This is a genomic window from Dryocola clanedunensis subsp. sulfonylureivorans, from assembly GCF_016756775.1.
Classification (GTDB): domain Bacteria; phylum Pseudomonadota; class Gammaproteobacteria; order Enterobacterales; family Enterobacteriaceae; genus Dryocola; species Dryocola clanedunensis.
In genome coordinates, this window is the sequence record NZ_JAERMU010000024.1 from 1 (window position 1) to 13,996 (window position 13,996).

General features: G+C 57.8%; 5 protein-coding genes. 3 read left to right on the forward strand and 2 right to left on the reverse strand.

Annotation, left to right across the window (positions count from 1 at the left end):
* Positions 1-540 precede the first annotated feature (540 nt).
* A complete protein-coding gene (locus tag HYQ67_RS19840) occupies positions 541-825 on the forward strand; it encodes a hypothetical protein (protein WP_202306679.1) in 285 nt (94 codons plus the stop codon).
* Positions 826-897: 72 nt separating this feature from the next.
* Here the strand turns inward: HYQ67_RS19840 and HYQ67_RS19845 are convergent, their stop codons facing one another.
* Both HYQ67_RS19845 and HYQ67_RS19850 read right to left on the reverse strand, forming a co-directional pair.
* Positions 898-2,286, reverse strand: coding sequence for an amidohydrolase family protein (locus tag HYQ67_RS19845; RefSeq protein WP_202306681.1), 1,389 nt, complete (start codon positions 2,284-2,286; stop codon positions 898-900).
* A gap of 94 nt (positions 2,287-2,380) precedes the next feature.
* Complete coding sequence (locus HYQ67_RS19850) at positions 2,381-12,046, reverse strand: autotransporter-associated beta strand repeat-containing protein (RefSeq protein ID WP_202306691.1); 9,666 nt, start codon at positions 12,044-12,046, stop codon at positions 2,381-2,383.
* A 314-nt stretch (positions 12,047-12,360) separates the two neighbouring features.
* Here HYQ67_RS19850 and HYQ67_RS19855 point away from each other — a divergent pair, with 314 nt between their 5' ends.
* Positions 12,361-12,612 (forward strand): DUF1158 domain-containing protein, encoded by a 252-nt coding sequence (locus HYQ67_RS19855; protein WP_202306693.1) that lies wholly within the window; start codon positions 12,361-12,363, stop codon positions 12,610-12,612.
* A gap of 88 nt (positions 12,613-12,700) precedes the next feature.
* Positions 12,701-13,819 (forward strand): YbdK family carboxylate-amine ligase, encoded by a 1,119-nt coding sequence (locus HYQ67_RS19860; RefSeq protein ID WP_202306695.1) that lies wholly within the window; start codon positions 12,701-12,703, stop codon positions 13,817-13,819.
* Positions 13,820-13,996: the final 177 nt, after the last annotated feature.

Below are 13,996 nucleotides of genomic sequence, written 5' to 3' on the forward strand. Positions count from 1 at the left end.
AGAGTGAACATATTTTGTCTCCTTTCACCTGAGCCAACACGTCATTCCAGCCTTGTACATACGAAGTCAGAGCTTCTGGTTACCGTTCGGATTTTGAGTGACGTGAAAGGTGAAACGGAGGGCTTAAGCTACGAAGAAAGATCGGCGTCTTCAGGGCGGATACAAGCTTCCTCCGTTTCGTGTAACCGGTAGCTAACCAGCTACCGGTCCAAGATACAAGGTCGGATAAGCGCAGCGCCATCCGACATCCCTATGGAGGGTGCGCCGGAAGTTGATTCAGGGTGGATGATTTCAGGCTGCAGCAAACCATTGCAATAACAATCAATTGGTATTATTAGCCTGCAATTTATTTCGAAAACGTGAAAACAAAAATGCAGGTCATTAAAATAAAAGAACTTTACCGGGAAAAGATGTCACAAAGTCACGTTCCTTTACCGTTAGAAGGACTCGCACCATTTTCATTACGTTAAGCTTGATAAGCCACAGCGAGATCAATCCCTTATTAATCCTGAAACCAGTCATGCAACGCAGGTGAAAAAAATGAAAACATTAACCGCAGTTTTATTAGCCAGTGCCCTTTGCACCCCTTTATTGGCCGCAGCAGCCGACGCTACCGTTCCGTGGGCGGATAACAGCGGCGGGACTGAAACTCAGCATATCGCCGCTATGGGCGAGAACCTGAACGCTCAGCACCAGGCGATAACGCAGACTCAGGAAGGCACCTGGGCCGATAACAGCGGCTCGATTAAGGCCGACGAACAGGCGCTGCAAAGCAACAAACCCGCAGTCGCGACCATCCCTGGTTTAATGCCTCATCAGGGATAATCAACGCCCTCTCCCTTTACAGGAGAGGGAAAAGCCAGCGCCGGAAAAGCGCTTCGTCATCCGGCAGAGTCGTTAAGCGCCCACGCTCCCCCAGACCATCTCCCCCTGATGGAAAGTGGCGGTACGCGGCGAGATACGCGCGACGGCTTCTGCGGAGCAGGATGCGTCCACCAGCACGAAGCTGGCTTCATCCTCAGCTTTCGGCCATGCCCGCTCGCCCTTGTCGTTAAGCGGCAGGATATTGCCGGTGGCAATCGCCAGCGAACGCGACAGCGACAGTTCGCTCGGGCGGACGTAGAGCTGGGCGTACAGATTGGCTTTCTCCAGCATGTCCCCCAGGCCGTACGGCGACCAGTGGTCGATCACGCTGTCCGTCCCCGTCATGACAAACACGCCCTTCTCCTGAAGCTGCCTGAGCGGCATATGCAGCGTGCCAATCGGTACGGTTGAGGCGATGCTAATCTGCTGCGCCGCCATGCGGCTGGCAATGTCATCCACCTGCTTTTCATCCATCATCGCCAGCGCGAAGGCGTGGCTGATGGTCAGTTTGCCCTTCAGCTGCGGGGTTTTCTCGACGGTTTCCACCATATACTTCACCGCCGCGATGCCCGCCGGGCTGGTTTCATGCAGGTGAATATCCACGCCCTTGTTTTCATCCAGCGCAATCTGGAACATGGCGTCGAGGGATTTTTCCATCGCGCCGTCAACATTTGTTGGGTCAAGGCCGCCCACATAGTGCGCCCCGGCCTGCATCGCGTCGCGCATCAGGGCAACGGAGTTGGAGTGCAGCAGACCGTGCTGCGGGAAGGCAACGATCTCACAGCTGAAGCCGGATTTGCGCTGCTCCAGCACCGCCTGCAGATTCTCCAGGTTCTTAAGGCCGGACACCGGCTCCACGTTGCAGTGGCTGCGGGCGATAGTCGAGCCTTTCGACTGAATCAGGTCGATAAGCTTTCCGGCGCGCTCCCGGGTGTAGGGCTGCAGCGCCGGCAACAGCTTCTGTTCGAAGGCAATCATATCCATAATTGTCGTGCCTTCCGGGCGGTTGTGGACGCGCCATGGGCCGCCGTAAAAAGTTTTATCCAGGTGGATATGCATGTCGCGCATGGCCGGCAGCAGCAGTTTGCTGCCGGCATCGTAATGGGCAAGCGTGGCGTCCGGGTGCTGCCTGTTGGCGAGCAGCGCCGCTATTTTGCCGTCTTTGATTTCCAGCGTTTTCAGCTCGGTTTCCGTCGCCACCACGGTTTGCCCGTCGCGCACAAAACCAGCTTCCAGCCGCACGTTATCCAGATAGTAATGCTTTCCTTTTATTAGCCTCATCGCACTAGCGGGCTGACAGGCCGTAGAGGCAGGCTTTGCAGCCTGTGCCATCGACCCCGTTGCGCCCAGGATCGCGCAGGCGGCCGCCATTTTGCCGCCGCCGCTTAAAAAGTCGCGTCGGCTTTTATCGGTATTATTCATCGAGTTCTCCAACTCTTAATTAAAACAAATCACTCATTTTTGTCGGATAACGCTGCGCTTATTCGGCCACGATCGCAGCGTCATCCTCTGTTATCTAAAAGCGAATTTTCATGCCCAGTGAACCGTTAAAGTCGTTCTCGATTTTGCTGTTCGAGCCGCCGTTCTGGAAGCTCCTGCCCACCTCGGTATAGGCCTGCACGTCTTTAGTGACTTCCCAGGTAGTGCCGAGCGCCACTTCCGTGGTGCTGTATTGCTGATCGGCCGTGATGGTGGTTGCGCCCGCGTTGTTGGCAGTGTTTTCGAAGCTCGCCGTGTCGCTGCCGTCCGACAGCTCCTGCCACAGGTTGACCCGCACGTACGGTTTCACCTTGCCCAGATTGGTGTCGTAATTCGCCGCCAGCCTCAGGCCCAGTCGGCCAATGATCGCGTCGTCAGCGTCGATGGAAGCACGGGTTTTGGCGTCGCCTTTTAGGGTGACGCTGTCAAAATCACTGTGCTGCCAGATGAGCTGCGCCTGCGGCTCAATGGACCAGTTGCTGTCCCACAGCGCCCACGGTTTACCCACTTCAACGGACGCCAGATAGCTGTTGCCGTCCGGGCTGTAGCTGTCGTTCTGCTGCTGATTTTTCAGATCGACGCTGTGGTTGCCGTACTGCAGGACGTTATCAACATAGAAGCCATTTTCATGCGTCCAGGTGGCGTAGCCGCCGAGATAAACCGACAGCGTGGAGTTATAGCCCGCCACGCCGTAGCCGCCGCTGTTTTCACCCTTGATGGTGCTGTCGACATCCAGCACGGTGGTGTACAGCCCGGCACGCCAGTTCTGGTTGTAGTACAGGTCAAAGCCCATCTGCATCCCGTTCATGTTGGTGTCAGATTCGCTGCGGGTCTGGTCGTTAAGCTTTTGGTTGCTGGACTGCACGATATAGCGCGCCCAGAAGCGCGGTTCGTTGTCCTCCGGGACGTTAACGTTATAGGGATCTTCGTCCCCGACGCGCAGATGCAGCGTGCCGAGCACGGCCAGGTCTGCCTGGCGAATGGTGGAGGCTACGCTGGTAAAGACCGGCACTTCCGGGCGGTACGCGGTGCGCAGGAACCAGTCTTCGCCCTGCCCCTGGGCGTTACCGGCGAACAGGCGATACTCCCACGCGCCCGCTTCGAGATGGTCTGCCCCGATGGTGAAGGCATCTTTCGTCGTTTGCGCGGTGGTCGTCGCGCCGTTGGTGGCTTCGACAACGGTAATGCCGTCGCCGTCGGTTTGCTCGCCCAGCTGGCTGACGTCGATATCGAGCAGGGTTCTGCCCCTCGCCGTGCCGCCGTTGATCACCAGCCTGTCCGCTACGCCCGGGCTGTGCTGCTGGGCGGCAATTTTCACCGTGCCGTCCAGGCCCACGTAGTCGCCGTTGACGGTCAGCGTCGACCCCACGTCGTCGCCGCGTAGATTAACCGTGCCCTGGTTGACGAGCGCGGCCACCGACTGGTTTCTGCCGCCGGTATCCAGCAGCGCGCCCCTGCTGACAACATGCGCTGAATCAGCGCTGAATTTATTCGCGCCCAGCGCCTTCAGCGTTCCGTTCTCCACCAGCGTCGTGCCGGTGTAGCTGTTGCTGCCGCTCAGCACGGTGGTGCCGCTGCCCTGCTGCCAGAGCTGCCCGCTGCCGGAGATGTCGCCATTAAGCACCAGCGTATTGCTGCGATTAACCTGCAAAACGCCGTTGTTGAGGATATTCCCCAGCACGCTCCCCGTTTCACCGCCGTTCCCCAGCTGCAGGTTACCCTCGCTGATGGTGGTGCCGCGGAGCCAGGTACTGTTTTGGGTCAGCGTTAACGTTCCCTCACCCGTTTTGGTGAGCGCACCCAGGCCGCTCACGGCGGAAAGCAGGGAAACGTTGTTGCCGTTAGTATCCACTTTGCCGCCGACAATCCCGAGGTCGACAGCCCGCGCCGTATCAAAGGCCGCGCCATAACGCAGCGTCCCGCCGTTCAGCGTTAGACTCGTTCCTGCCTGGCCTAGATTAGCGTCACGCGCAACCTGCAGCACCCCGCCGCTGACGGTAGTGCCGCCCGCATAGCTGTTTTCGCCATTCAGCAGCAGCGTGCCGAGGTCGGTTTTATTGATGCCGCCGCTGCCCGCAATGGCGGAGTTGATGGTGGTGGTATATCTCGCCCCTCTGAGGGTGCCATCCCCAACGCGCAGTTTTGTGTCAGCCGTGTTGGTGGCGATCACGCCGTCATTGATGACATAGCCATCGGTGGTGAACTGTGCGCCGCTGATGCGCACTTCGCCGAGGCTGTTGTCCACCGTAACGTTACCCGCTTCGCCGCCGAAAATGGCAAACGAGCCGTCGCTGAACGGGGCGTTAATACGCCCTGCGGGTTTAACCGCATCCGTCGACCAGTTGTCGTTGCCGGCGCTGTTTTGCCACACGCCGTCGCCGCCCTCGATTTCACGGTTGTTTTTCGTCGAACCATCCGTCGGGCCGTTGCCATCCCAGAAATTGAGCACCACGCCGGTGCGGTTGACGAGGTTGACCTGGCCTGCCACCGAGGTCTGCACATACAGGTCATCCGCCGCCGGAGGTGCGCTGCCAATGTCCAGTATGTTGTTGGTCAGGCTGCCGGTGTAGTTAAGCACCCGATAGACGCCGACGTCGAACGAGCCGCCCGGCGTCTGGGTGATGTTGAGTTTGCCGTCGAGATGCAGATCGCCGTTGATGTTAATCAGATCGTTAAGCGCGCCGCCCGCGGTAAAGGCCCGGCCAAACTGGAAGTCCAGCTGTGAGTTCTGATTCAGGGTCATCGCCCCGGTGGTCAACTCCCCGACGCTGGTTAAGTCCGCCCCGGCGGCAAGATGGGCGTTATCCGCCACGTTCACCGCACCACCGATCACCCCGGCCCCGCCTAACGTGGCACCGCCGTTGACCGTGACGTTACCCGTCGCCGCCTGTTGATTACCGTTAACCAGCAGCGCCCCCTGCTGCACGGTGGTCGCCCCGGTCCAGGTGTTGTCCCCGGTCAGAGTCAATGTGCCGCTGCCAACTTTGCCCAGACTACCGCCGCTGCCGCTGATGACACCGCTGATGGTGTCATTCAGGTTCAGGCTGCCTTCGTTAAGCGTCGCCGCGCCCAGCTCGACGTTACCCGCCCCGCTCAGCGAGCCGACGGTCGTCGTGCCGCTGACGCCGGAGGCGTTGACTATGCCGCCGACGTTATTGGCAATGGTTGCGCTTTCAGCCTGTGCGGCATCGGCAATATTGACCGTGCCGGTGTTGGTGACGCGGGCAAGCTCCGCGCTGGCCTCACCGAGCAGGTTCAGGGTACTATTTGCCAGAATCGTAAACAGCCCCTGGCCGCCGGTCGCGTTATCGGCAACGTTCACCACGCCACCGTTCTGCGCGGTGACCGTGCTATTTGCCGCGCTCGCCGTATCGTTAAAGCTCAGCGTGCCGTTATCCAGCGTGAAGGCGTGATTTTCCGCCTGCGCCGCATTGTTAAAGGCCAGCGTCCCCTGCTGATTCACCGTCACTTTGCTGTCTGCCTTGCCCAGCGCACCTGTCGCGTTGGCGTTAACCGTCACTGCCGCACTGCCGTTTTTGCCGGTGATGGTGGTGTCACCCTGGTAAGTATTTGCGCGATCGAGGTTGAGCACGCTGCTGTCCGTCCCGGCAGAAGTGTCTTTTATCGTCAGCTGCCCCGCGCCGCCAATCAAGCCGGTTGGGGTAAAGGTATTGCCATAGAGGTCGAACTGCCCTCCGCCTGCTTCGCTCAGGAAGATGGGACGAGGAGTTGTAAAGTCCGCGCCGATTTGCAGCGTCGAATTGTTGTTGATCAGTATCGACGTTCCTGCCAGCCCCAGGTTTTCATCGGCAGAAACCTGTAGCGTGCTGCCGTAGATTTCCGTGCCGCCGCGCCAGCCGTTGTTGCCGGTCAGAATGAGCCTGCCCGGATCGTATTTCAGGAACTTCAGGACGTCGGACGAGGCGCTGTCTTCAACCAGGTTGGCGGCGATGGTCGCGGTGGTCGCCTCACCCGCTCCGCCCGCCCCAACGCGCACGATGTAGTAGGCGTTGGCCGCCGTTTCGCCTTCCGATGCATAATTAACCGCCGGCACCAGCCCGAGGGTTCGCACCATATTCAGCGGTACCGTTCCGCCAGCACCGCCGCTCAGGGTGTAGCCATCGACGGTGAACTGCATGCCGGCGTTATAAATCGGGCCGTTGACCTCGCTCAGCACCACGTTACCGCCGGTGCCGGAGAACACGGCGTACTGCCGCTGCTGCCACGGGGCGTTACCGACTCCTTGCTCATTGGTCCAGTTGTTGCTGTCTACCGACGCCTGTGCATACCAGATGCCGCTGCCGCCCTGGATGATATTATCGCCTTCAAAACCGGTAGTTCCGTGGCTAAGGCCAACTTCCGGGCCGTCCCAGTACTGCAGGTTGGAGGTATCGTTTTCAAAACCGACCACCAGGTTGACCTCTTTCGGAATGCCCGTCTGAATGCTGTAGACCGACGTGTTGCCAACCGGCAGCGTGCCGATGTCCATGCCGTTATTGTCCAGGCCGCCAGTGTAATTAAAGAGGCGATAAACCCCCGGCGCGAAAATGCCTCCCGGCGTCAGCGAAACGTTGACCGTGCCGTCCAGACTTAAATCGCCGCCGACGTTAACCAGGTCGTTCAGCGTCCCGCCCTGATTAAACACCTGCCCCAGGTCGAACTTGCTGTTGGTCGTGGAGGAGAGGTTAAGGTCGCCGTTGATATTCAGCGAGCCCGCTCCGCCATCCCCTGGGGTTAATACAGTATTGGCTCCAAAGGAGGCATCGCCGCCAATCGTGCCCCGCCCGCCCAGCGTTGCGTTGTCCGCCACGGACGTGGCTCCAGTGGCGTTTTGCTGATTGCCGTTGACCAGCAGCGTCCCTTGATTAACCTGCGTTACGCCGCCATAGCTGTTTGTGCCGCCAAGCCGCGTAATGCCCGCGCCGTCCTGGTGGAATTCACCGCTGCCGGTGATAGCGCCGTTGAGCGCTACCGCATCGGAACGGTTCACCGTCAGAATGCCGTTGTCGGTTATCGCGGTTTGTGTTGACAGGCCACCTGTTGTGCCGCCGCTGCCGAGCTGAAGAGCCGCCCCCGAATCAATCAGCGTGCTGCCGGTGTAGGTGCTATTGCCAAGCAGAATGGTGCTGCCTCCGGCCCGTTCAAGGCCGCCGTTGCCGCTGATAACGCCGCTATAGGTCTGCGACTGCGAACCGTCGAACACCAGCAGGCTGGCCGGATCGCTGGTCACTACGCTGAAATCGTTGATCGAGCTTTTGCCGGTATTAACCGCGTTGTTGCCGCTGCGTAATGTGGCCCCGCTGTTGACGCTGATGCCCTGAGCACCGCTTAGCGCCAGGTTATTGGCAACACGAACATCCGCATCCGCGCCGTTCAGCGTCAGCTGGCTCCAGCCGCTGCCGATGTTGGTGCCGATGGAGATGTTGTCGGCCCCAAGCGTGCCCATCACCGCGCTGGTATTGTTGAACGTCAGCGTATTGTTACTGCCACCGTTGCTCAGGATGTGCAGCGTCTCGCTGGTATCAACATCGCCAATAGTGGCGCTGTCGTTGCCGTCGTTACCGGTAAAGGTTACGCCGCCGGTAAGCGTACCGCTGTCCCAGCTAAACTTATCGCTGCCGCTGCCGGCGATTATCTCGCCCTGGGTCGCCCCGCCCGCCAGCGTAATCGCATCGTTGCCGCTGCCGGATAAGATTGCCGTAGCCCCTGCATCTCCCGCTGAAAGCGTGCCCTGGTTGGTGATGGTGTTATTACCGCTGCCGCTGGCGTCGATCACAGTTTGCGTCGGACTGTTGCTGGACAAGGTGCCGGTATTGAGGATCGTTCGGTTTGCCGCCGTGCCGTTAATTTGCACCAGCGCCGAATTATTGAGTATGCCCGTTGAGGTTACGGAACCGCTGTTGGTAAAGGACGAGGCGTTATTCGCCAGAATGGTACTGTTGGTATTGCTGCTGGTCTGAACGGTGCCACGGTTGGTGACCGCGCTGGCATCCGCTGCGGAAATCGCCGCCCCCGCCGTACCGCCCATGGTGATATTGGCCCCGGAGTTCACGCTGCCGTTAGTGCGGGCCAGAATACCCACGCTATTAACGCCGCTGCCATTAATGGTGTAGCCCGTGCCGATGGTCAGGTTACCCGTCGTGTTTAACCCACCGGGGCGCTCAAAAGCGAAACCGGAGCCGCTGCCCGCCACGTTCAGGATATTACCCGCACCTTCCGCATCAAAGGTGACCGCCGTACGAATCGCCGGGCCGTCACCCGCGTTAATAATCACATTATTGAGCGAAATATTGCTGCTGTCGGCGTTGTTATTGATGCCTGCGCCGGAGCCGGAAATCGTGATGGTCGTGTCGCTGGCGGTCAGCGAGGCTGCTCCCGTATCCATGCGGATCCCATCGGCCCCGCCGCTGGCGATGATTTGGTTATCCGTCCCACCCACCGCAAGCGTAGCGCCATCGCCAACCAGCTGTACCGCCGCCAGACCGCCAGCCGCGGTGACTCTCCCGAGCTGCGTAACCTGCGCACCTGCGCCCTGGACTTTCACCCCAACATTGCCGCTGTTGGCCGCGCCGGTGACGTTGATGTCGCCTGTTCCCAGGCTGGCTGCGACGTTAGTAAAGGTGCCCTGATCCTGGATATAGACGCCGATATTATTGGTCCCGGAAACGTCTATCGGAGCACGGTTATCCGCAATGCCCCCGTTGTGCAGGTAGATACCAATATTATTCGTGCCCGCCAGGCGCATGCCGTCACCGTTGATGGTCACCTTGCCCTGGTGCGAAACGTCATAGCCTTTTATACCGCTCTGATTCGCCAGTGTTTCGGTATCGGCAAATGAGGTGACATTGGTTGCCAGCGCCTGATTGGCCGGGCCAATATCGCCATTAATGGAGTAATTTCGCCCATCGACCACTACGGCGGTGGTGTTGTTCGCGCCAAGAACAATGCCGCCGTTCGTGATGGTGCCCGTTGCGCCACCGGTGACCTTTACGCCAACGCCGTTCAGGCCATTCACATTGATGGTTGCCGGGCCGGTATTCAGCGTCGTTGCTACGTCATCGCCCGTATTGATGGTGCCGTCCAGGCCATCATCCCGCCCGTTTGCAAAGACTCCCGTCGACCCTACGCCCGCCACGGTGAGTCTGAATGGCAGACCTGACGTTCCCGTTGTGCCGTCGAATGTTGCGCCGTGATCGACCACAAACAGGATCGAGCCGTTTTTAGTGTTGTCATTCAGCGTCGCATTAGTGAGGTTGATCTTTGCATCCTGACCATAGGCGTAATAGCCGATCTGGTTAGTATTATTGAAGGTTAACGTGGCCGTCGGCGCTACGTTGACCGTTGCCGTACCGCGGGCATGAACACCAATGGCCCCGGCGGCCAGCAGGTTAATCGTTGAGGAGATGTTTGCCGTCGCCGCCGCGTTGATCCCTTCGGCATACACCGCGTAGTTACGGTAGGTGAACGGGTTGCCGTCGCTGTTGCCGGTATCGCCGTCGCCACCCACGGTTATGACGCCAGTGGCTGAAGAGTTCACGCTGGCCGTCGCCTTTTCCGCCAGCACATTAATCGCGGCGTTATTGTCGCCCATGACATTGATTCTGCCATTGTTAACGACATTGTTGGTGTCCCGTACCGACAGCCCGTAGTTCGGTGAGGCGGAGCCATTGACCAGATTGCCTAAAACGTTAATGGTGCCGTTGTTTGTGACCTGGCCGGTCGCCTCCTGCGCCAGTATCCCCACCGCATTACGCGTATTCAGCCCGAGGTTAACCGTCCCGTCGTTGGTGACCGCCTGGCTGCTGCTGGTGCGGATACCCGCAGATTGCTCATTGCTGCCCACCATCGGCGATGGCGTGCCGGTCAGCGTGCTGGTGATCGGCGTTGTGCCAACGGTAATGCGCCCGCCGCTGGTGTTTGTAAAAGTGGAGGCACCAGAGATATCTGCGCCAATACCAGGTGAACGCCCCTCGGCGTTATAAGGGTTACCCACAACGGCAATGGACCCGCTGTTCGTGGCTGTCGTGCTGTCCTGCGCCCGCATACCGGCCACGCTAGCGGAAGTGCCATCCGGTAAGGCAACGTTGATATAGCCCGTGTTGGTCAGCGTACTGATGCCGCTGCCCTGCATCGCACTCGTGCCCTGGTTATGCTGCGCGACAACGGAGCCGTTCTTTTCTATCAACAGGCCAGCGTTAAGTGTGCCATTGTTGATTGCCGTAGCCGTTGTGGTCAGCATCCCCACCCCGGCAGGGCTCAGGCTGCTGCTGCGCCAGAGATTGATATTGCCATTGTTGGTCAAGGTTGCGTTGCTGTCGGCCCGCATGACCGCAGAGGCCCCGTCTACCGCCAGGCTACCGGTGCTGGTGACGTTGCCTGCGGCGTTAATTCCGGTGGCATAAATAATGTTCAGGTCGCCGGTGGCAAGCGTCGCATTATTATTGTGCGCGAGGCTGTCCTCCCAGACATGCCACGAGAGGTTGACCCTGTTTTGCTCCTCATCCTGCAGCAGGCTGGTGATGATGCCGTCATAGGTATTTTGCGCCACGGTCACCGAATCAATGACGTTACCGCCGAATTCTGCGGGAAGCTGCACGCCCCCATTCAGCCATAGCTGAATCTGGCTATTGCCCGCGTACTCGCCCTGTCCCAGCAGGAAATCGTTCACCGTCGCGATATCGGCCTGGGATTTAATCGTAAATTCGATGGAAGGATTAGTCGGACTCAGAAATACCCGCTTCCCGACCTGGACATAGTTAGGCAGCGTGATGGTGTCATCGTATTGCGAACTTACCGCCTGGTAGCTTTGCTGATCGCTGTTAATGACCGGCGCGGGGGCAAAATGGATAAAGTTATCGGACTGCCAGTTAACGGTGCTGGTCGGGACATCCAATGCGGAGGCACGGGCAAGAATACTGTTTTTCGCCAGCAGAGAAATCGTGTTTGCTGGCGCTAAAATGGGCGTTGTCGAACTGGTATCGGCGCCAACGTTAATGTTCGCCGTCCCGCCGACAGATTCGATACTGGCAATGCTGAAGTTATTGTAAATGCGGAACGAGGTCGGGTCATAAACCGGAAGGGTCAGGTCCCCTACCTTAGCGGAGCCTGACGAGATGAAAGTACTTGAGTCATACACGCTGACCACAGAATAGCTACCTTCCAGACCGGGAACTTCAACGTTAAGCTCCTGGTTTTGCTGCGCCGTGACTGTATTGGTGGAATAGTTAAACTGATCGATATTTGCCGACGTAATAGGCACATCCGCACCGCTTGAACTGGTCGCGATGATTTCTGTTATGCGTCCCTGGTCGGGGCCCGCGCTGTCGGACAGGGCATTGCTCACCATGACGTTCCGCGGTGTGCCAACGACTCCGGCAGCGATAGAAGGAAGTGGCCCCAGGATATTCAGCGTAGTGCCGGAGGCAAAATGGTTTGCCGTGCCGGTATCATTATCGATAGTAAAGGCCGTACCGGTATTCACCACCGCGTCATAATTTACGCCGGTCGGGAAGAGATAAGAGGGGTAAGCGCCTGCCCACTGCACATCGTCGGCAAACGCCGGGACGCTCGCCAGGGTCAGCGCGATGGCCGTTGCGGCTTGCAGCGTGCTGCGGGATTTTTTCTTTTGGCTTTTGGTGATTTCAGCCGCGGCAATATAACCTTGTTGCGTCTCGCTCCATACCAGGCGGTAAACTTTGTTCATAATTCGATTCCATTTTAAGAATGGTATTTAGGGGGTCATCAGGAATGCGGCAACACGAAAATATGTTTATCGATGAAGACTTTCTGTATCGAAAAATGAATGTAAAACTCAGTTTTTTAGCGTATTGAATTGCTGGTGAATAAACTGTAGTGCACAGTCTGAGGGCTGACAAATAGATGAGCGGCGCTGAGCAAGGAATAAATTTTTATCTCTTTTCACCTTCTGCAACTGGCATTTCCCGACAAACAGGCTACGTGGTTTGCACTGGCAAAAGAATTCGCGGACAATACGGTTTTTAACGTGAAATTAACAATATGAAGCATCCTCTTGAAACGTTGATGAGCGCGGGTGGTATCCTGCTGCTGGCCTTTTTCTCCTGCCTGCTGCTTCCTGCCCCTATGCTGACGCTAACGCTTGCGCATCGCCTGATGGAAACCTTCCATCTGCTGGATTTGAACCAGCTCTACACCATCATTTTCTGCATCTGGTTTCTGGCGCTGGGCGCGGTGGAGTATTTCGTGATTCGCTTTGTGTGGAAGCGGTGGTTTTCGGTGGAGCGGGAATAAAGGTAAACGGAACATTTCCGGGCTCTCATAGCGTTGCTGTACAACTATACTTACCCCATAAATCCAACACGTTTAATGGGATAGCCTTATGCCTCTTACCTCTTTTGCGCATTCCGATCCTTTCACACTGGGCATTGAGCTGGAGATGCAGATCGTCAGCCCGCCGACCTATGACCTGAGCCAGGACTCTTCCCTGCTTATCAAGGATGTGAAAGATCGGGTCAGCGTCGGGGAGGTGAAACACGATATCACCGAGAGCATGCTGGAGATTGCTACCGGCGTTTGTAAGGATGTGGAAGACGCCTGTACCCAGCTCAAAGACCTGCGCCACCGAGTGATGCAGGCGGCCAGTAACCATCATCTCGCTATCTGTGGCGGCGGCACCCATCCGTGGCAGAAGTGGCAGCGCCAGGAGGTTTGCCAGAACGAGCGCTATAACCGCAATCTTGAACTCTTTGGCTACCTGATGAAGCAGGCGACGGTGTTCGGCCAGCACGTTCACGTTGGCTGTGATAATGAAGAAGATGCCATTTACTTGATGCACGGGCTGGGGAGATTCGTGCCGCATTTTATCGCTCTCTCCGCCTCCTCTCCTTATATCCAGGGCCACGACACAACCTACGCCTCATCGCGCCTGAATATTTTCTCCGCCTTTCCCGATAACGGCCATGCACCCTTCGTGAGTGACTGGCAGGAGTTCCTGTGGATGTATCAGCGGCTGGAAACCAGCAGTATCGTGCAGTCGATCAAAGATCTGCACTGGGACATTCGCCCAAGCCCTAAATTTGGCACCGTTGAAGTCCGGGTGATGGACACGCCGCTGACCCTCTCCCGCGCGGTGAACATCGCTGGTTTTATTCAGGCCACCGCCCACTGGCTGCTGGCGGAACGTCCGTTTGTGCCCCGCTCCGAAGACTATCTCCTCTACCGCTTTAACCGTTTTCAGGCGTGCCGGTTTGGCTTAGACGGGACGCTAACGGATGTTCGCTCCGGGGAGCAACGCAGCATTGCCGAAGACCTCCTTCCCTTGCTCGATACCCTTGCCCCCTACGCCGCAGAGCTGAAAGGATCGCAGACGTTAGAAGACGTAGCCGCTTACGTCCGTAACAAAGACAGCGACACGTCACGAATCCGTCAGTTCATCGCCGAAGGCGGCCTGCTGACGGAGCTGGTGCGTAAAAACAGTGAGATCTGGAGTACCGATTAACAATCCTGGGGCGGATGTGGATGCGCCTGTCCGCCCTACCCAGCCTTTTTATATCCACATGTCAATAGTGGTTATCCATTCTAAGACTTCGGCACCTCTTAAGGAGTATTTCTCTACCCATTCGTTAGCGATTTGATTTCACTCAATATCCCCCCCCGCCTGGCTGCTATTTTCACC